Source organism: Arthrobacter sp. THG-b23 (assembly GCF_059091265.1).
In genome coordinates this window covers 145282-164506 of sequence record NZ_JBNHGM010000008.1, presented here as the reverse complement: position 1 = coordinate 164506, position 19225 = coordinate 145282, and the positions used below count along the sequence as shown (strand labels likewise).

At 67.9% G+C, this 19225-nt stretch carries 16 protein-coding genes; 12 read left to right on the top strand and 4 right to left on the bottom strand.

Going from position 1 to position 19225, the window contains the following annotated elements:
* From AC5RVD_RS14310 to AC5RVD_RS14285, 6 genes are all read left to right on the top strand, one after another.
* The coding region (locus tag AC5RVD_RS14310; RefSeq protein ID WP_494127280.1) for an HNH endonuclease at positions 1 to 391 on the top strand (391 nt) is incomplete at its 5' end.
* A gap of 115 nt (positions 392 to 506) precedes the next feature.
* Positions 507 to 1184 (top strand): DedA family protein, encoded by a 678-nt coding sequence (locus AC5RVD_RS14305; protein ID WP_494111224.1) that lies wholly within the window; start codon positions 507 to 509, stop codon positions 1182 to 1184.
* Between the two features lie 472 nt (positions 1185 to 1656).
* Complete coding sequence (locus tag AC5RVD_RS14300; protein WP_494127279.1) at positions 1657 to 2046, top strand: GntR family transcriptional regulator; 390 nt, start codon at positions 1657 to 1659, stop codon at positions 2044 to 2046.
* On the top strand, positions 2043 to 2969 hold the full coding sequence (locus tag AC5RVD_RS14295) for an ABC transporter ATP-binding protein (protein ID WP_494127278.1): 927 nt from the start codon (positions 2043 to 2045) through the stop codon (positions 2967 to 2969). Before AC5RVD_RS14300 ends, AC5RVD_RS14295 begins: the two co-directional genes overlap by 4 nt.
* The gene (locus AC5RVD_RS14290; protein WP_494127277.1) at positions 2966 to 3655 is read left to right on the top strand and encodes a hypothetical protein; all 690 of its coding nucleotides are present in this window, start codon (positions 2966 to 2968) and stop codon (positions 3653 to 3655) included. The genes AC5RVD_RS14295 and AC5RVD_RS14290 overlap by 4 nt, the downstream gene beginning before the upstream one ends.
* A 111-nt stretch (positions 3656 to 3766) precedes the next feature.
* Positions 3767 to 4783 carry a 3'-5' exonuclease gene (locus tag AC5RVD_RS14285; RefSeq protein WP_494111228.1) on the top strand — a complete coding sequence of 339 codons (1017 nt, stop codon included), beginning with the start codon at positions 3767 to 3769 and terminating at the stop codon, positions 4781 to 4783.
* A 30-nt stretch (positions 4784 to 4813) separates the two neighbouring features.
* On the opposite strand, the gene AC5RVD_RS14280 is transcribed toward AC5RVD_RS14285, so the two are convergent.
* Positions 4814 to 5740, bottom strand: a complete 927-nt coding sequence (locus tag AC5RVD_RS14280) for an SDR family NAD(P)-dependent oxidoreductase (RefSeq protein WP_494127276.1) — start codon at positions 5738 to 5740, stop codon at positions 4814 to 4816.
* A gap of 4 nt (positions 5741 to 5744) precedes the next feature.
* Complete coding sequence (locus tag AC5RVD_RS14275; RefSeq protein WP_494127285.1) at positions 5745 to 6788, bottom strand: ADP-ribosylglycohydrolase family protein; 1044 nt, start codon at positions 6786 to 6788, stop codon at positions 5745 to 5747.
* Between the two features lie 296 nt (positions 6789 to 7084).
* On the opposite strand from AC5RVD_RS14275, the gene AC5RVD_RS14270 reads away from it, so the two are divergent.
* From AC5RVD_RS14270 to AC5RVD_RS14255, 4 genes are all read left to right on the top strand, one after another.
* Entirely contained in the window at positions 7085 to 8098 is a 1014-nt protein-coding gene (locus AC5RVD_RS14270) for an MIP/aquaporin family protein (RefSeq protein ID WP_494127275.1), read from the top strand.
* A 90-nt stretch (positions 8099 to 8188) separates the two neighbouring features.
* A complete protein-coding gene (locus AC5RVD_RS14265; RefSeq protein WP_494127274.1) occupies positions 8189 to 9349 on the top strand; it encodes an exonuclease SbcCD subunit D in 1161 nt (386 codons plus the stop codon).
* Entirely contained in the window at positions 9346 to 12384 is a 3039-nt protein-coding gene (locus AC5RVD_RS14260) for an AAA family ATPase (RefSeq protein ID WP_494127273.1), read from the top strand. Before AC5RVD_RS14265 ends, AC5RVD_RS14260 begins: the two co-directional genes overlap by 4 nt.
* A gap of 82 nt (positions 12385 to 12466) precedes the next feature.
* Positions 12467 to 13777, top strand: a complete 1311-nt coding sequence (locus AC5RVD_RS14255; protein WP_494127272.1) for an MFS transporter — start codon at positions 12467 to 12469, stop codon at positions 13775 to 13777.
* Between the two features lie 41 nt (positions 13778 to 13818).
* Here the strand turns inward: AC5RVD_RS14255 and AC5RVD_RS14250 are convergent, their stop codons facing one another.
* Complete coding sequence (locus AC5RVD_RS14250; protein ID WP_494111234.1) at positions 13819 to 14532, bottom strand: IclR family transcriptional regulator; 714 nt, start codon at positions 14530 to 14532, stop codon at positions 13819 to 13821.
* 469 nt (positions 14533 to 15001) lie between these two features.
* Here AC5RVD_RS14250 and AC5RVD_RS14245 point away from each other — a divergent pair, with 469 nt between their 5' ends.
* The gene (locus AC5RVD_RS14245) at positions 15002 to 16384 is read left to right on the top strand and encodes an MFS transporter (protein ID WP_494111235.1); all 1383 of its coding nucleotides are present in this window, start codon (positions 15002 to 15004) and stop codon (positions 16382 to 16384) included.
* 109 nt (positions 16385 to 16493) lie between these two features.
* On the opposite strand, the gene AC5RVD_RS14240 is transcribed toward AC5RVD_RS14245, so the two are convergent.
* On the bottom strand, positions 16494 to 17162 hold the full coding sequence (locus AC5RVD_RS14240; RefSeq protein WP_494127271.1) for a phosphoribosyltransferase: 669 nt from the start codon (positions 17160 to 17162) through the stop codon (positions 16494 to 16496).
* 499 nt (positions 17163 to 17661) lie between these two features.
* On the opposite strand from AC5RVD_RS14240, the gene AC5RVD_RS14235 reads away from it, so the two are divergent.
* On the top strand, positions 17662 to 19221 hold the full coding sequence (locus AC5RVD_RS14235) for an MFS transporter (protein ID WP_494127284.1): 1560 nt from the start codon (positions 17662 to 17664) through the stop codon (positions 19219 to 19221).
* Positions 19222 to 19225: the final 4 nt, after the last annotated feature.

Here is a 19225-nt window from a genome sequence, read left to right as displayed (position 1 = left end):
CGCCCGCGACGCCGTTTGCGGCAGGCCCTGGTGCGACGCCCCGATCCGGCACATCGACCACATCGTGCCCTGGTCACAAGGCGGCAAAACCACCATGGCCAACGGCCACGGACTCTGCGAACAATGCAACCAGTCCAAGGAAGCCGAAGGCTGGTCCAGCCGCACCCTCGAAGGACCACACCACACGGTCGAAACCACCACCCCCACCGGACACACCTACGCCTCGACCCCGCCACCACTACCGGGCACACTTGCTGTCAGGGGCGCCTCCAGGTCCGCGCCCCTCGTTAAAGCGACTGTAGGGGAGTGGGCACGAGCGGGCACGGCGTTGTCGACGCCCCGGACTTATGTGTCGGCGCAGTTCGCCGCATCCAGCGCTGATGGCAATTGACTTATCACTGCGGATCTTGGAAGCGATCTGCCCCTTGTCGGGTGCTTGACCGTCCAGACCCGACGCCCGGTTCGGTCTTGATGGGCGCGGTAAGGCAGACTTGTACACGATGAGCATGCTGATCCCTTTCTTGATGTCCGGTCCCCGCCCTGCCCAACCCGCAGACGATTCCTCTGCCCTCACGGGGGTGGCGGAGTGGGCCGTGGCGCTGATGGAAGGCATCGGGGCGCCCGGCGCCGGCCTGGCTATCGCGCTGGAGAACCTTTTCCCGCCGCTGCCCAGTGAAGTGGTGCTCCCGCTGGCAGGCTTCACGGCCAGCCGCGGCAGTTTCAGCCTTGTCGAGGCGCTCGTTTGGACCACTCTGGGCTCGATTATCGGCGCGTGGGTGCTTTACGGGCTGGGGGCTTGGCTGGGCCGACGGCGCATGCGCGCCATCGCCGACAAGCTTCCGTTGGTCGACGTGGAAGACGTGGACAAGGTGGAAGCCTGGTTCAACCGCCACGGTTACAAGGCCGTCTTCTTTGGCCGCATGATTCCGATCTTCCGCAGCCTGATCTCCATCCCGGCCGGCATCGAGCGCATGCCCATGGGCAAGTTCCTCGGACTGACCGCAGCCGGGAGCCTGATCTGGAACAGCATCTTTGTGCTGGCCGGCTTCTATTTGGGGGAGAACTGGCACATCGTGGAGGAGTACGCCGGCATCTTCCAAAAGATCGTGATTGCCGTCGTCGTTGTTGCGGGCCTGTACTGGCTCACCACCAGGATCCGCAAGATCAGGAACCGGCGGGCGTAGCCGCAGCTGCCAAGGGCTGATCTCCCTTCCCGCAGGCCCGCTTCCGGCCCTGCGGACCCTTCCCGATCCTTCAGTTCCTCCCACGGCGCCGTGAATTCAGGCGGCCTGTCATCCCTGGCCGCGGCCACGGCTGCGCCTTCCGAGACGTGAGCTTCCCGCAAGATCTTCTTCCCGGCCGTCCCGCGCTGCCCGGAGGCCCTTGACGGGCTACTACCGTCATCGCGCTGCCCGCAGGCCCTTGGTACCACCGCTGCCATCGCGCTGCCCGCAGGCCCTTGGCATGTACCACGGCCGCCACCGCGCTGCCCGCGGGCCCTTGCCACGTGCCACGGCTGCCACCGCGTTGTCCACTGGCCCTCCCGCCCCTCTCGGGCCAGTTGACGCTTCCGCCACGCATTTGTATGGTTAGTTTCATGAGTAATGAACCACTTCACCGAACAAGCGGTGGAGTGGACCCGGGGAAGGAGTGGCCGTGATCGACGACTCAAGGCCGATCTTCCTGCAGATTGCCGAACGCATTGAGAACGACATCGTCGACGGCGTGCTGGCCGAAGAAGGCCAAGTGCCGTCCACCAATGAATTCGCCGCCTTCTACCGGATCAATCCCGCCACTGCGGCTAAAGGCGTCAACCGCCTGGTCGATGACGGGATTCTGTACAAGAAGAGGGGGATCGGCATGTTCGTAGCCGCCGGTGCCCGCTCCCGTTTAGTGGCCCGTCGCCGTGACGACTTCTACCGGGAGTATGTTCAGCCGATGGCCCGGGAGGCACGAAAACTAGGCATCAGCACCGAACAGCTGACCGCAATGCTCAACCGCACCGAGTCCACCAGCGACATGACCGAGGGAAGCGTGTCCCCATGAACTACCAGAACACACCCGCCATCGAACTGAGGCAGGTGAGCAAGTCCTACCGCGACGCAAAGGCGCTGGACAACGTCAGTCTTCGCCTGGACGGCAACCGGATCTACGGGTTGCTGGGCCGAAACGGCGCCGGCAAGACCACCCTGATGTCGGTGCTCACCGGCCAGGGCTTCCAGACCAGCGGTGAGGCGCTGGTCTTCGGGCAGCACCCGTATGAAAACGACGCCGTGCTGTCCCGGATCTGCTTTATCCGGGAATCACAGAAGTACCCGGATGATTTCACTCCCAGGCAGGCCTTCAAGTCCGCCGCACTGTTCTTCCGGCACTGGGACCAGGCCTACGCGGATCGGTTGGTCGAGGATTTCCAGCTCCCGCCCAAACGGCGGATTAAGAAACTTTCCCGCGGCCAACTCTCCGCCGTCGGCGTGATTATCGGGCTGGCGTCCCGCGCCGAGATAACATTTTTCGACGAACCGTATCTGGGGCTCGACGCCGTCGCCCGCCAGATCTTCTATGACCGGCTGGTCGAGGACTTCGCCGACCATCCGCGCACCATCATCCTTTCCTCGCACTTGATCGACGAAGTGGCGAACCTGCTGGAGCACGTCGTGCTGATCGACCGCGGCCGGATCATCATGGACGACGACGCTGAAGCGATCCGCGGGACGGCCTTTACGGTTGCCGGCAACGCGGCAGCCGTCCGCTCCTTCGCGGCCGGACGGCAAGTGTTGCATCGGGAATCTCTGGGCTCGCTGGCCTCGTGGACCATCGAAGGCAGGCTGTCCGATGCCGAACGTGCCGAGGCTGCGGAACTCGATGTCGAGTTGGCGCCGGTGTCGCTCCAGCAATTGGTGGTGCGGAAGACCACTGCTGCCACCGATGCCGCCGCCGATACCTACTCCGAACTGGAGGTCCTGAAATGAATCGAGTCATCAACGTAGCGCGCATGCAGCTGATCAATAAGTGGACCTTCCTGGGCATCCCCGCCGTGATCCTGCTGGCTTCGTTCCTGATCACCCTGGCCATCTGGGCGATGATCCCTGCCACCGGCGAGACGTTGTACTCCGGGACCGCGCAGGCGGTGATGTGGTACTTCCTGGCGCTGGGCATCCAGTCGCTGACACTGACGTTCCCGTTCTCGCAGGCGATGAGCGTGAGCCGCCGTACCTTCTACCTCGGCACCGTCGGTCTCTTCGCCGTCGTCGCCCTTGCCGTCAGCGTCCTTTACTACCTGCTGGGCCTGCTGGAAGTTGCCACCGGCGGCTGGGGCTTCAACGGCCGGCTGTATGCCCTGGACTGGATCGCCGACAGCAACCCGGTGGTGCAGATCCTGTTCTACTTCATCGTCATGGTGGCGTTGTTCATGATCGGTTTCTGGTTCGCCACCATCTACAAGCGCTGGCAGGCGACCGGGATGTTGGTCACATGGATCGTGATCGCTGTAGTCCTGATCGGCTTGCTTGGCCTGATCAGCTGGCAGGGCTGGTGGCCGGCCGTGGGCGGGTGGCTCGCGGCCCAGACACCGCTGAGCACCTCCGGCTGGACGGCGCTGTTCTGCGCGGTCCTGGCGGGCGGGTCCTACCTGACCCTCCGCCGGGCCACGCCCTGATCCAACTCGACTGGACACCAGGACAGCGGCTCCCGGCGCTCGTGCCGGGGGCCGCCGTCGGCGCGTGTTGCAGGCGCAGAACCGTCCGTGCCGTCACTTAGGGTTGAACGCGTGGCAGTTGACTTCACGGCGATCGATTTCGAGACGGCAAACGGTTTTAGGGGCTCACCATGCTCAGTGGGCTTGAGCAAGGTCCGTGACGGCCGGATCGTCGAGGAAGCGTCCTGGCTGATGCGCCCGCCGGAGGGCTTCGACCACTTCGACCGGCGCAACGTCCAGATCCACGGCATCACCGCGGGCATGGTGGCGGGAAAGCCCCGTTTCGGCGAGATCTTCGCCGACCTGGCGGCCTTTATCGGCTCCGATGTGCTGGTAGCCCACAACGCCGCCTTCGATATGGGCGTGATCCGATCCGCTCTGGAGGTCTCGGAACTCTCCGGGCCGGCCTATGACTACGCCTGCACCGTCATCCTGTCGCGGCGCAGCTATTCGCTGGTGTCCTATTCCCTGCCGTTCGTCGCCGAGGCCGCGGGCGTGCCGCTGCACAACCACCACGACGCCGTGGCGGACGCGCGGGCCTGTGCCGGCATCATGATCGACATCGCCGGCCGGAATTCGGCCGGCAGCATTCCCGACCTGCTGACCGCGATGCAGTTGCGCGCCTCGCGGCTGGAGGCCTACCTCCACGGCAGCGCAGCGGTATCCAAACCCACCAGGACGGCACTGGAGCGGCAGGCGCTGGGTGCGGCCGGGGGAGCGGCGCCGTCGTCGGCCTGGACGTACTGGCCGGACGAGGGGGACAACCCCGAGCCCAACCAGGACGCCGACGATTCCCACCCGCTGTACGGCCAGACCGTGGTCTTCACCGGCAATCTGGGCCTGTCCCGCCAGGAGGCGAAGAACCGCGCGGCAGAGCTGGGAGCACAGCCTGCCAGCAACGTCACACGGAAGACAACTGTGCTCGTCGTCGGCGACGGTTTCGTCGCCTCCGACCTCAAGAGCGGCCGGGTCACGGCCAAGGCACACAAGGTGCTGCAGCTGCACAGCAAGGGCCAGCAGATCGAGGTGCTGTCCGAAGGCGAGTTCCTGCAGATGATCGGCGGCCGCTGGCCTGCGCACAGCGCCTGACCACCTGGTCCCCGGTCCGGCGACCCGGAGTCAGAGCCGGAGGCCTACCCCGGTGAGCTCCTCGGACAGGTCGATCAGCCGGGAGGCGGCGTTGCGCTCGCGGGCGTGCCGCTGCGGCGCGACGGCGGCGGGGCGTCCGGTCAGCTGCAGCAGTCCGTCCGGCCCCCAGTAGTCGCCGTTGCGGACGTCCGCGCCGGCTGCGGCGTGCACCAGCGGCCGGGCTCCGGCATCCTTGCCTTGCGCCACCAGCCCGAAAAGCACCCGTTGCCAGCCGGCCGCCGGGCGGGAGAGCTTCAAACCCGGCCGGTCGGGCGTGAAGTACTTCCGCGCGTAACCGGGATGCGCCACCACGGAGGAGACCGGCGAGCCGACCGCGTCCAGCCGGTGCGCCAGCTCGAATCCGAAACTCATCACCGCCAGTTTGGACAAGGCATAGGACCGGTGGCTGGAGTACCGGGCCGGCACAGCCGCGCGGCGGAAGTCCGGCCGCACCCAGCGGTGGCTGATGCTGCCGACGTGCACCACGCGGCTCCGGCTGCGGCGGAGGGCGGGCATCAGCCTGGCGACGAGTGCGAAGTGGCCCAGGTGGTTGGTGCCGAACTGCAGCTCGACGCCGTCGGCGGTGAACTGCAGCTCCCGGGAACCGATCACCCCGGCGTTGGCCAGCAGGGCATCGATGCGCCCCAGCCCGTCCAGCTCCCCTGCCGCCTGCCGGACCGAGGCCAGGTTGGCAAGATCCAGCTCGTGGAAGTGCACGTCCGCGCCGGGCACCGTGCGGCGGACGGCCTCCATGGCTGCCCGGGCGCGTGCCGCATCACGGGCCGCCATGATCACCGTGGCTCCCGCCGCCGCCAGCTGTTCACTCGCGAAGTAGCCGAGGCCGGCGCTGGCACCGGTCACGATGATCGTCTTCCCGTCCTGGCGTGGCAGCGCCGGGGCCGTGCGGTCGTGGCTCACGGGCTCACGCCTGGGTTTGCGCCAGGAAGCGCTCCGCCATGCCGAGGATGACGTCGGGGGCCTCCAGCACGGCCAGCCATTCGGCGGGCAACGCCGCTTCGCCGTAATGGGCGCCCAGCAGGTTCCCGGCGAGGCTGCCGGCCGAGTCGCTGTCGCCGTCGTGATTGATGGCCGCGGCGACGGCCCTGCGGAAATGGTGCTCCGGCGTCGGGCTGTCCGCCGTGCCCAAGACTGCGTACAGGGCGATGGCCAGGGCCTCCTCGGCCACCCAGCCTTCGCCCAGCGTGGCGGTCAGCTCCGCCGGCGCCACCGGACCGCGGGCAGACAACTCGATGGCGGCGCGCAGCCGCCCGGCCAACTCGGCGGCACCCTGGTCCTGCTCGGTACGGGCCAGCATGGCCACGGCGACGCCCGGCAGGGTCGCCTGTTCATGCACCAGCAGCCGGATCAGCGTGGCGAACGCCGCCGCACTCTGGTGTGCCGTCGGATGGCCGTGGGTGAGCGCCGAGCCGTCCGTGGCCAGCCGCTGGACCGTCTGGTCGTCGACGAACGGCAGCAGCCCGAACGGAGCCGACCGCATCACCGTGCCGCAGCCTTTCGAGTCCGGGTTGACCGGGCGCGCGCGGGTTCCCATCTCGCCGGTGGCCAGGCCGGAGAGGCAGGCGGTGCCGGGGGCGCGGCGTGCGTGCAGCACTTCCTGTCCGTCGATCCAGCGCGGCTGGGGTTCCGGAGCATTGTCGGGAAAGCGGCCTTCCTGGGTGGCGTACCAGCGCAGATAAGCAAGCCAGAGGCAGGCGGCTTCGTCCGCGGAGGTACCGGCATTGGCCCATTCCAGCGCTTCAGTCAGCCCGTCGAGGGTATAGAGCGTCATTTGCGTGTCGTCGGTGAAGTGGCCGGGCTCCGGCAGCTGGGAGAAGTCCAGCAGCCCTTCGGCCCCGAAGCGCCCGGCGATCGACTCAAAGGAGTCGAATTCCACGGCGGCCCCCAGCTGGTCCCCGAGGGCGCCTCCGAGCAGGCAGCCGCGCACCCGCGACGCGAAATCCGGCACCGCCTGGGCCGTCGTCTCCGGCTGGGTCTCGGGCGGCGGCTGGACGGTGCCGGGCGCGGGCTGGACGGTGCCTGGAGGGGGCGGCGCGCTGCCGACGAAGTCCGGCGCATTAACGGAGGGGGAACCGGGGAGCTGGGCATCGTTAGTCACGACTACCAGCTTAGGCGCGGCACCGGACGTTTCGCCGGGCCTCCTTCCCGGGAGGCACTCAGCGTTTTCCCAGACCCCGGTGCCAGAGTGGAGTAGTTTTGAGTGAATCGCCGGCGGCTAGCCGGCCCGGCAGAAGGACAGTATCCATGGCAGCAGCCCACCCGGCGTCACCGGCCCCGGCCCTCCCCGCCGCCCCGCCCCGGCTCGGCGAGGGGCGCAGCTACTCCGCCCGCATCGGCGCCGAAATGGCAGGATCGTTCCTGCTCTTCTTCGGTGCCCTGGGGATCGGCATGTTCAATCCGCAGGGCGGTTTCGGCGTTCCCTTCGGCTTCGGCCTGGCGGTAATTGCCGGCATGCTTGCCTTCGGCCATGTCTCCGGGGGCCACTTCAACCCGGCCATCACGCTGGGCAGCGCGCTCGCGGGCCGCACCTCCTGGAAGTCGGTCCCGCCCTACGTCCTGGCGCAACTGGCCGGCACCTCGCTGGCCGCCGTCGTGCTCTGGGTCATCATGGGCAGCCATCCGGTCAGCGCCCAGTCGGCCGCCGTGTTCACGTCCATCTCCAACGGCTACGCCGGCGGCGACGAACTGGGCTTCTCGATGGCGGGTGTGTTCCTGGCCGAAACCGTCGCCACCGGACTGCTCGTGGCGGTCTACCTGGGCGCCACCTCGTCCCTGGACCGGCTCCGCAGCGCCCCGTACGCGGTAGGGCTTGCCTTTGGCGTGCTGACCGCTGTGATGCTCCCGATCTCCAACGCAGGGCTGAACCCGGCCCGCTCCACGGCCGCGGTGTATTTCGCGGACGGCAGCCCGCTGGGCGAACTGTGGCTGTTCTGGGCGGCCCCGCTGCTCGGTGCCGTGATCGCCGGACTGCTCTACCGCAGTGCCGAACTGGTGCCGGGGCCGCGCAAGGCAACGAACGACGGCGGTGCTCCGGCTGCGTCTTCCACCCAGACTGTGGAGGGGAAGACTGCCGTCGGCGGCGGCGCCGTTTCCGCCGGCACGGTGCCGGCCGAGTCCGCGAACGCCGGACGTGAGGTTCCCGACGCCGCGGTGGAGGACCAGCCGGACGAGCCGGCGCCAGCGGACGACCAGGGCGCCGCCGAAGCCCGCGACTTCTTTGACCGCAAGCCGAACCGCACACGCCCGGACGGCGAATAACCACGAGCCCCGCGCAACGGCACGTCCCGATTTCGGGACGTGCCGTTGCGCTTGTCCGAAACTGTCCCAGCCGCCGGATAGTTTGGAAATATGAGGTTACTGCACACGTCGGACTGGCATCTGGGCCGTTCCTTCCACGGCGTCGGGATGTTGCAGGCGCAGCACGCCTTCGTCGAGCAACTCCTGCAGACAGTCCGCGAGGAGAGCATCGACGTGGTGCTCATCGCCGGCGACGTGTACGACCGCGCGCTGCCCGGTGTGGATGTCGTCAACCTCTTTTCCGATGCCTTGTCGCGCATCCGCGCTGCCGGGGCAACCGTGATCCTGACCAGCGGCAACCACGATTCGGCCACCCGGTTGGGCTTCGGCTCCGGCATCCTGGCCCACGGCGGGGTCCATATCCGCGCCCGGCTCGACCAGCTTGCCGACCCGGTGGAACTGGACCTGGACGGGGCCACGCTTGCCGTGTACGGCATTCCCTACCTCGAGCCGCGGATGTGCGCTGAGGAACTGGGCGCGGAGGCTCCCAGCCACACCGCCGTCACGCGGGCGGCGCTGGACCGCATCCGTGCCGACCTTGAGCAGCGGAGGGCCGGCGGCACCGTGCATTCCCTGGTCATGGCGCACACCTTCGCCAGCGGCGGCATCACCTCGGACAGCGAACGCGACCTGAGCATCGGGGGAGTTGGAGCGGTGCCGCTGGATTTGTTCGACGGCCTTGACTATGTGGCGCTGGGGCACCTGCACGGGCGCCAGAAATTGAGCGAAACCGTGCGCTATTCCGGGTCTCCCCTGCCCTATTCGTTTTCCGAGGCCGGACACGAGAAGGGCGGCATCATCCTCGAATTCACCGCGGCCGGACTCACATCCGTGGAAAACGTCAGTTGGCCCTCACCGCGCAAGCTCGCCGTACTCAAGGGGACCATGCAGGACCTGCTGGAATCTGCCGACCATGCCTGGGCCGAGGAAGCCTACTGCCAGATCACGGTCACGGACGACGAGCGCCCAACGAAGGCAATGGAACGGCTGCGGGCACGCTTCCCCGACACGCTGGTGCTCAACTTCGAACCCGCCTCCGGACCGCGCCGGGACACCATGAGCTACAGCCAGCGCATCGCGAAGGCCCAGAACGACCTGGAGGTCTGCTGCGGATTCCTGGACCATGTCCGCTCCCGGCCGGCCGGCGACGCCGAACGCGCACTGCTGGCGCATGCGCTGGAGGCCGTGCAGGCAGCGGAGGCATCGGCATGAGGATCCACCGGCTTGAAATGCAGGCCTTCGGGCCTTTCGCTGCCCGGGAAACCATCGACTTCGACGAGCTGGGCGCGCAAGGGCTCTTCCTGCTCAACGGGCCGACCGGGGCCGGCAAGACCAGCATCCTGGACGCCATCTGTTTTGCGCTGTACGGGTCGGTTCCCGGCGCACGCCAACAGGGCAAGCGGCTGCGCAGTGACCACGCCGAACCCGGGACAGAGCCGGAAGTCGTGTGCGAATTCTCCGCGCGCGGCCGGCGGTTCGAAGTAACCCGCAGCCCGCAGTGGGAACGTCCCTCGTCCCGGGCCCGGTCCGGGTCGGTGACGGAGCAGGCTCGCACGCTGTTGCGTGAGAAGATCAACGGCGCCTGGGTCCAGAAAAGCGGCCGCAACGACGAGGCCGCGGCTGAACTGCTGGCCGTCCTGGGCATGAGTTTGGAGCAGTTCACCAAGGTAGTCCTGCTGCCGCAAGGCGACTTTGCGGCGTTCCTGCGCGCCGATGCCAAGGAACGCGGGCCGTTGCTGCAACGCCTGTTCGCGACCGACCGCTACGAGGCAGTCGAGCAGGTCCTGGCCGACGAAGCGGCCAAGGCCCGCTCGGACTACCAGGCAGCAGTGGCAGCATCCGAGCAACTCCTGGCGCGGGCAACAGAGGAAGCAGCCCGGCATCTGGCGGCCGAGGACATGCCGGACCAGTCAATGCCTGCCGCGGACCTGCTCGCCACGCTTGAGTCCTCGATGACGTCCGCGGTCGCCTCCGTCCGGGACTTGGCCGAGCGCGGACAAGATAAGCTGGGCCGGCTGCGGGACACCATCGCCAGTCGTGAGCGGGCGTTGGCCGACCATGCGGAATTGGCGGCGCTGGAAAAACTCGCCGCGGAGCACCGCAACGGCGCCGACGGCCACGCCGCCCTGACCGAAACACTGGCATCGCACCGATCCGCGGAACTGCTGGCGTCGCCGATCCGGCACCGGGATCAGGCTGCGCTCGCTACGGAACGCGCCGGGAAAGAATTCCTGGACCGGATCGACGCGGCCGAAGCCCATCCGCTCTACCCGTCGTTCGTTTCCCGCCGCCCCGACCCCGATGCTGCGGGACAGGCGTTGCTCGAGGAGGCGGCGGGACAGCTCTCCGCCGAGCTCGGACGAATCCGCGCCCTGCTGCCGGAGGAGCAGCGGCTGCAGGCGGCCGGTGCCGAGGTGCGGCGTTTGGAACAGCACGCGGGCCAGCTGGCGAGGGACATCGGTGCCGCGGAAAGCGCCCGGGAACGGCTGGCCGGCATCGGCCGCGGGCTGCAGGAGGAACTGGCCGAGCTGGCGGCAGCCTCCGAAGACGTCGGCCTGCTTACCGAGCGGTTGGAACAAGCCCGGCAGCTGCGTGACACCGTGGCCGAGTACGCCGCCTGCCTGGCCAAGACCGGCGAGGCCCGCCGGAACCGCGATGCGGCGCAGGCCAGGCAGCTTCAGCTCAAGGAAACCTGGTTGTCGCTGCTGGAACAGCGCCTCGATCAGGCCGCAGCGGAGCTCGCCACCAACCTCGCCGAGGGAGACCCCTGTCCGGTGTGCGGCGGAACAGAACATCCGCAACCGGCCTCGGCCGGCGGCGGAGACCTGGTCACACGCGAGCAGGAAACAGCAGCCCGGGAGGACCACGCGGCGGCCGAAGCCAAGTACTCCAAGGCCCGCGAGGCCTGCGCGGAACTGGAACAGCAACTTTCCGCCCTGGCCTCCCGCGGCGGGGCGACCGATGCCGCCGAGGCAACCGACGCGCTCGCCGCCGCCCGTGCCCGCTTGGACGAGGCCGTCGCGGTGAGGGAGCGGCGGACGAGGCTGCAGGAACGGGCGGACGCCACGACGCAGCAGCTCGACGAGAACGGCCGGCAGCTGTCGGCCCTGGCGGTGGCCAAGGCCTCTGCCGACTCCGAGCTCAAGGCCGGCAGGGAACGCGTGCGTGAACTCGAGCAGAAGCTGCGCGAGTCACGTCCCAACGGAGGCAGCCTGCACGAACACGCGGCCTCACTGTCCCGCCTCGACCAGCTCTTGGCCGATGCCCTGAATGTTTTAGGTCAGCACCGCCACTGCGGCAACGCGTTGGAGCAGGCGGAAGCCGATCTTGCCGCGGCGATCCGGCAATCCAGCTTCGCCTCGGAGGACGAGATCCGGGTGTCCCTGCTGGCGCCGGCACAACTGCAGGAACTCCAGCGGCGCCACACCGCCTACACCGAAGCAGGCCAGCGGCTGCAGGTGCTGGAGTCCTCCGAAGCCGTCGTCCGTGCCCGCACCGCGCTCGAAAAGGGCGAAACGCTGCCGGGGACCGCGGACCTGGACGCCGCACGGGAGGAAGCCACGGTGTTGGACGGCGTGGTGCAGGAGCACCACGTGCGGCACGGAGTGCTGAGAGCTTCGCTGCAACAACTTGCCAGCTACCGCCGTCGTTTCGACGAGGAACAAGTCCGCTTGGCACCGATCGCCGCACGGCACGAACTGGTGCAGTCTGTGGCGGACACGGTCAGGGGACTGGGCGAGAACGAACGCAAGATGACGCTCACCACTTACGTTTTGGCCGCGCGATTGGAGCAGATTGCGGCGGCAGCTTCGGAGCGCCTGATTGCGATGACGGACGGGCGGTACACCCTGGTCCACGACGACTCAAAGTCCGGCAACAAGAAGTCGGGCCTTGGACTACACGTCAGCGACGAATGGACGGGGCAGCGGCGCGACACCTCCACCTTGTCCGGCGGCGAATCCTTCATGGCCTCGCTCGCCCTGGCGCTCGGCCTCGCCGACGTGGTCCAGGCAGAGGCAGGCGGCGTGGACATCGAGACGCTGTTCGTCGATGAGGGGTTCGGCAGCCTGGATGAGCAGGCCTTGGAACAGGTCATGGATGCGTTGGAGGGACTCCGCGACGGGGGCCGGGTCATTGGCCTGGTCAGCCACGTCGCGGACATGAAGCAGCGCATCGGCGCCCAGCTCCAGGTCACGAAGGGGCGCCACGGCTCCTCCGTCAGCACCGTGCTCACCGGGGCCGCCTGACCGCCGGTATGATGGTTATGTTATACGGGTTGTGCGCATCGGGAGGCGGGACGGTGCGCGGTTCGAACCAACGGAAAAACCGATGACTTCTTCTGATCCCGGCGCGCCCGCACAGCAACACCTCCCCAGCGACGACACCTCCGGCCGGCGCAAGACCCGAAACCCCTTCGGCCGCTACGCGCGGCTGGCACGGATGGCCGGAACCTCCTTCCTGGCCATCGGATTCGTTGCCCGGCTGCCGCTGGCGATGCTGACGGTCGGAGCCCTGACCTTGGTCACGGTCAGCACCGGATCCTATGCCTCGGGCGGTTTCGCCGCCGGCGCCGTCGGTATCGGCTCGGCCGCCGGTGCGCCGTTGTTCGGCTATCTTGCCGACCGGGTCGGTCAACGGCCCGTGCTGCTGGTCGCGGCCGCCGCACACACCTGTGCCATCGTCGTCCTGCTGACCTCCGTCTACATCGGGGGCAGTGGGGCGGGCCCCGTGGCCGTGCTGGCGGCCTCCTTCGCCGTCGGCGCCACCTGTCCGCAGGTCGGCCCGCTGGCGCGGGTGCGGTGGATGGCGATGACCCGCAACGACAAGCCGGTACTGGATACCGCGCTGTCCTACGAGAGCACCGCCGATGAACTGACGTTCGTGCTCGGACCGGCGCTGGTCGGGCTGCTCGCGGCGCTGATTGCCCCGTGGCTGCCCTTCGTGTTGGCCGCTGCCCTGACCGTAACGATGGTTACTGCCTTCGCCGTCCACCCCACCTACCGCGCCGTCGTTCCGGTGACGCCGGGACTGGTCAAGGCGCACCCGGGAGCCGCTGCGGCGGCCTCGCCGGTGCGGATCAACTGGCCGCTGGTCGCCATCCCCGTGCTGGGCATGGTGGCCATGGGCGTGTTCTTTGGCGCAACCCAGAACGCCCTGAGTGCTTTCGGCGGCAGTTTTGGCGCGGCCGACACCGCCGGCCTGCTCTATGCGCTGCTGGGCCTGACGTCGGCCTTCGGTGCCCTGTCCGTCGCCTACTGGCCCGCACGGTGGAAACATTCGAGCCGCTGGGTCGTGTGCGCGGCGGCGATGACGGCGTTCTGCGTACTGCTGCTGCTGCCCGCCGAAGTGCTGCCGATGATTCTCGTGCTGCTGTTGGTCGGCGTGCCCGTTGGGCCCACGATGGTCACCATTTACGGCATCGGAAGCCTGGTCGCACCGGATGAGCGGCTCGGTACGGTGATGACGCTGCTCGCCAGCGGCGTCGTCCTCGGCTCTGCCATCGGTTCAGCAGTAGCCGGTGCGCTGGCCGAGAACATGGGCCACTCCGGTGCGTTCCTGGTGTCGGTTGCCGCTTCGGCCATGCTGCTGGTGCTTGGCCTGATCGCTGCCGCCGTCGTCCGGCGCCGGCAGGGCGCCTGACTGCGGCCCCGTCGTCCGGCGCCCGCAGGGCTAAGCCCGGCTCAGTGCAGCTCCGCCTCAATGGCGGCGGCGGAACGCTTCAACGCCTCCGCAATTTCCTCGTCGGGCGTATCGGTCCGGATGTAGACCACGGCGACGGCCGCCGGGAGCTGGCCCGGGACGGTGACCGGCACAGCGACCGACGAGACGCCGGGGATGACCTCGTCATGGCTGATGGCATAACCGGCGTCCTTGGCCAGCCGGGCTTCCGGACGGATCGGCTGCCCCGGAGCATGCTGCTCCCACTGGTCCCGGGTCAGGGCCGATTGGATGGCGATGCCCGGGGCTCCCGCGGCGAAGGAATGCCGGGTGCCCGGACGCTGCACCAGCGCCGTCGTATGCCGCGGCTCCACGGTCAGCAGCGTGACGCAGTCGTGCTGGTCCCAGACCGCGATAAAGGCTGTCATCATCAGGTCGTTGGCCAGGGCAGTCAGCTCCGGCAGCGCCGCCGACTGCAGGTCCCGCGAAACACCGCGGGCCAGCGCGGCCAGGCCGGGCCCCGCCTGCACCCGGCCAGCCGAATCGCGCATCAGCAGCGAATGGTCTTCGAGCGTGCGCAGGATCCGGTAGGCGACCGAACGGTGCACCCCCAACGCCTCGGACAACTCGGCGATCGTCATCGGCGACTGCGCTTCCGCCAGGATCTCCAATGCCTTGATGCCGCGCGAAAGGGTCTGCGAGTGCGCCGGGGCGGGTTTGGTGGGGGTCTGGCTCATCGGTCCATCCTCTGAAAAATTCCTGGCTAGGGGAGCTGCTGGGGGACCGAACATGCGTCCTGTGTCGGTCCTCACAGGTCCTATTGTTCTATATCAGGACAAACCGTCCAACTATAGAACGCAACACCGCCGCGTTCCCGGCCGCTGCCTTTGAGATGGGCGTCGCTCCGGCGGGTCCGCCCGCTTCCCGGCGACCAGCTGGAGGGCCGCGGCAAGGACGCCCAGCCACGCGTCCCGCTTGCTGTCCGCGAAACCGGTGGCGTCGTTCCTGCGTCGGGGGGTCTGTCCGCGAAACTGGGCGGCGTCGTTCCCGCGCCGGGCAAGCGTTGTCGGGACGCGACCCCGCATCGCGGGGGCGTTATGGAAATGATATGGCGGCCCTATGTGTGGCCTGTCACTGTCCGGTAGTATGGCTCCAGTCACATTACCGACCGTTCGGTAACCCGTTCTGTGAATACACGGAGAAAATATGTCAACGTCAGAAGAGCTGGCAGGCAATCTTAGCCCAGCAGCCCGCCGTGAAGAGCGCAAGGTGCTCGCCGGCACCTTGGTCGGGACCACCATCGAGTGGTACGACTTCTTCATCTATGCGCAAGCCGCCGGCCTGGTGCTGGCTACGTTGTACTTTGCCCCGCTGTCCCAGGAGAGCGCCGGCCTGGCGCAGATCGTCGCCTGGGCGTCGCTGGGCATTAGCTTCCTCTTCCGCCCGCTCGGCGCCATCGTCGCCGGACACCTCGGGGACCGGCTGGGGCGGAAGCTGATGCTGGTCTTTACGCTGATGCTGATGGGCGTGGCGACTGCGCTGATCGGTTTGCTGCCGACCTACGACCAGATCGGCATCGCGGCTCCGATCCTGCTCGTGGTGCTCCGCATCCTGCAGGGCTTCTCGGCCGGCGGTGAATGGGGCGGCGCTGCCCTGATGTCCGTCGAGCACGCCCCGATCAACAAGCGCGGCTTCTTCGGCGCGTACCCGCAGATCGGTGTTCCCTGCGGCATGATCCTGGCCACCGGCGTGATGTGGCTGCTCACGACCGTGATGAGCGAGGACCAGTTCCTGGCCTGGGGCTGGCGTATTCCCTTCCTGTTCTCGATCGTGCTGATCGTGGTCGGCTACATCATCCGGCGCGCCGTGGACGAGTCCCCGGTGTTCAAGGAGATGCAGGAACGCAAGAAGGAATCTGCCGCTCCGCTGCGCCTGCTGTTCCGGCACAACTGGAAGCAGGTCATCCTCACCGCGCTGATCTTCATTGCCAACAACGCCGCCGGCTATCTGCTGATCGCGTTCTTCGCCTCGTATGCCACCAAGGATGTCGAGGCCGGCGGCCTGGGCATGCACCGCCCGTCCGTGCTCCTGGCGACGACGCTGGCGGCCTTCGGCTGGCTGGCCTTCACGATGTACGGCGGCATCCTCTCGGACAAGATCGGGCGAATCCGCACGTTCCAGATCGGCTACGTCTGGGTACTGCTCTGGCAGATTCCGATGTTCATGCTGATCGACACGGCGAGCATCGTGCTGATGGGCATCGCCATGTTTGTCCTGACCATCGGGCTGGGCCTGTCGTACGGTCCCCAGTCAGCCCTGTACGCGGAAATGTTCCCGGCGAACGTGCGGTACTCCGGCGTCTCTATCGGCTACGCCATCGGCGCCATCCTCGGCGGCGCGTTCGCCCCGATGATCGCCGAGCTGCTGCTGGGCCAGACCGGAAGCACGATTCCGATCGGCATTTACATCATGGTGTTGTGCGTGATCTCGCTGGTCGCCGTTTCCATGGTCAAGGAAACCAAGGGCGCGAACCTTCGGGCGATCGACCCCGAGATCGAGCACCTTAAGCGGCACCCCGAGGCGCACTAGGTTCTGAACACACAGCAGAACCAGCTGAAGGCAGCGGGCCGCCGCCGGGTGATTGCACCCGGCGGCGGTCCGCTGTTTTACGAGCTTTTACGAGCTGCAGACGCAGCCGCTACCGGGGAAGCGCTGCCAGTACCTCGTCGTCGCTGACCTGGCCAAAGTACTGGTAGGCCTCGCCGACGGCCCTGAAGTTGCGCGGCCTGCGCAGGCAGAACACGACGTCGGCCAGTTTCTCGAGCTCGGCGCAGGCCTGCGGCGGGCCCACCGGCACCGCGACGACGATCTCGCGGGGCTCGCTTTGCCTGACGGCGTTGATCGCGGCCTTCATGGTGGCACCGGTCGCCAGTCCGTCATCGCAGAGAATGGCGGTTCGGCCGCGGACCTCTGCCGTCCTGCCATGGAGATACGCCTCCTGCCGCCGCTTCAATTCGACACGTTCCCGGTCTTGGACCTGCTGCAGGAGTTCGTCGCTGTAATTGCGGCGGCGCAGTTCTGTCAGTATCGGTTCCACCATGACGACGGCGGTGTGCCCGCCGTGGGCGGCCAAGGCACCGAAGGCAACCTCCGGCTGGCCCGGAATGCCTAATTTACGAACGATGAGCGCATCAAAGTCGGCGGCCAGTTCTTTCGCCAGCACCGCGGCCACCGGCACACCCCCGCGCGCCAGCCCCAGCACGGTGACGTCGTTGCGGCCGCGGTAGGCTGTCAGTTCGGCCGCAAGCTGTCGGGCCGCATCGGGTCGATCGGCGAAAGGGGCAGGTGCCCCGCTCAACAGTCCCACGGCTTTAGTATCCTCTTGCGTTCCCGAGGTCGCGAGGGGGAGCGAACGCCCTAGCGGTGGTGGCTGCACGCCGGGTGGCGGGGAGCGCCCGCCCGCTGCGGTGGCTAAACGTCCGGCGAGGGAGAGCGTCCGCTACGTTGGCTGGACGTCAGGTGACGGGAGAGCGCCACCTACCGTGGAGACCCTGTCGAACCGCTTAACCGGCATGGGTAGTTCTCCCCATCGCGGGCTGACGGCATGCCGGATAGGCTCTAGACAACGGTGGGGCTCGGAACGGGGGCCCGCATCGCGTCGCCTGGACTTGGGTCCGGGCGTGGAAGAGCCGGACCCGCAGGTTTCCCCCAACACCTGCCGCTCCGGCTCTTTCGTTTAACTGTCGCCGCACAGGCACTCACGGTTTGGCAGCAGCCCCGTCCCGGCGTATGAATGGTAGGTGACTCAAGCCTCCGATTCCGTTCCAGAAAACCGTCCCGCGCCCGCACCGGCCGGCCCGGACGGCGTGGAGGCTGGCTTCGTCCCGGATCCGGGCCGCTGGCGGATCCTGGCCGTGCTGCTGGTGGCCATCTTCATGTCGCTGGTGAGCGTCAGCATCGTCAACGTGGTGCTGCCGTCCATCCAGATCGGATTGGGCGCGACGGACTCGGACCTGCAGTGGGTGCTTTCCGGCTACGCGCTGACATTTGGTGTGGTGCTGGTCGCTGCCGGCCGGGCGGGGGATATCCTGGGCCGCGGCCCCCTGTTCATTGCCGGCGTCGCGATTTTCACGCTCTCCTCGGTGGCCGCCGGACTCGCTCCCGACCCCCTCAGCCTGAACATCACGCGCTTTGTGCAAGGGCTGGGGTCGGGCCTGCTGAATCCGCAGGCCGTGGGCATGATCCAGCAGTATTTCCGCGGCGCGGAACGCGGCCGTGCCTACGGGGCGCTCGGCAGCGTGATTGGCATTTCGGTGGCCATCGGACCCCTGCTGGGCGGGATGATCATTGAGTTCGCCGGGGTCCAGGACGGATGGCGCTGGACCTTCCTGGTCAACGTGCCGGTCGGGATCCTGGCAATCGTGCTCGCGCTGATGTGGTTCAAGCCGCGGCGCACTGCCGACCGCCCCGGGGCTAAAGACCGCGAAGGCGCCGCCGCCAATGATCGTCGCACCGCCGCGGCCGGAACCGCCGCGCCCGACACTGCCACGGCCAGAGCCGCCGCGCCCGGAACAACCGGGACCCGCGTAGCCAAAGCCGAGCGTGACCTCGATCCCGTCGGGGCTGTGCTGCTGGGCCTGGCCGTGCTGGCGCTGCTGCTGCCGTTCGTCGAACGCGGGACCGGTGCATGGATCTGGCTGCTGCTTCCCGGCGGCGCGGGACTGCTGGCGCTGTGGGCGTGGTGGGAGCATTCCTACCGCCACCGCGGGCGCAGCCCGATGGTCGACCTGCGGATCTTCCGCACCCGCAGCTTCTCCGCGGGCTCGCTGATCGCCGGCCTGTATTTCATGGGCGTGACGAGCGTTTGGGTGCTGGTGGCGCTCTACATCCAGCAGGGGCTGGGCGGCACCGCACTCGAGGCAGGGCTGATCGGGCTGCCTGCTGCACTGTTCGGGGCGTATTCGTCGCACTGGTCCGGCAAGCGGGTGCTGGAGCGGGGACGGCAGATGATCGTCGTCGGGATCCTCTGTGCGTTGCTGGGGCTGGCGCTGACTATCGCCGTCATCCAACTGGAAGCGGCAGGCCTGCTCAGCATCTGGTGGATGCTGCTGACATTGTCGTTCATCGGCATGGCGCAGGGCCTGATTATCACCCCCAACCAGACGCTGACCCTGGCCGACGTGTCGTTGGAGTACGCGGGCAGCGCCGGGGGAGTGCTGCAGACGTCCCAGCGCATCGGCACTGCCGTGGGCATCGCGGTGATCACCGCCGTCGCCTTTTCCGTCCAGGCCCGGTCAGGCTGGACGGAGGCGATCACCGCCGGCCTGGCTGTCACCGCGGCGTCGGTCGTTGCCACGCTCGTCATTGCCGGATCCGACGCCCGCCGGGCCTCCCGTGGGCCCAGGGCGAGGTCTCCGCGGGGCTGATCCG

What these genes read in the sequence shown, in the direction of transcription:
- AC5RVD_RS14305 (WP_494111224.1), top strand. Translation starts at nt 507, where the DNA reads ATGCTGATCCCTTTCTTGATGTCCGGTCCCCGCCCTGCCCAACCCGCA.
- AC5RVD_RS14295 (WP_494127278.1), top strand. Translation starts at nt 2,043, where the DNA reads ATGAACTACCAGAACACACCCGCCATCGAACTGAGGCAGGTGAGCAAG.
- AC5RVD_RS14290 (WP_494127277.1), top strand. Translation starts at nt 2,966, where the DNA reads ATGAATCGAGTCATCAACGTAGCGCGCATGCAGCTGATCAATAAGTGG.
- AC5RVD_RS14270 (WP_494127275.1), top strand. Translation starts at nt 7,085, where the DNA reads ATGGCAGCAGCCCACCCGGCGTCACCGGCCCCGGCCCTCCCCGCCGCC.
- AC5RVD_RS14265 (WP_494127274.1), top strand. Translation starts at nt 8,189, where the DNA reads ATGAGGTTACTGCACACGTCGGACTGGCATCTGGGCCGTTCCTTCCAC.
- AC5RVD_RS14260 (WP_494127273.1), top strand. Translation starts at nt 9,346, where the DNA reads ATGAGGATCCACCGGCTTGAAATGCAGGCCTTCGGGCCTTTCGCTGCC.
- AC5RVD_RS14255 (WP_494127272.1), top strand. Translation starts at nt 12,467, where the DNA reads ATGACTTCTTCTGATCCCGGCGCGCCCGCACAGCAACACCTCCCCAGC.
- AC5RVD_RS14250 (WP_494111234.1), bottom strand. Translation starts at nt 14,532, where the DNA reads ATGAGCCAGACCCCCACCAAACCCGCCCCGGCGCACTCGCAGACCCTT.
- AC5RVD_RS14245 (WP_494111235.1), top strand. Translation starts at nt 15,002, where the DNA reads ATGTCAACGTCAGAAGAGCTGGCAGGCAATCTTAGCCCAGCAGCCCGC.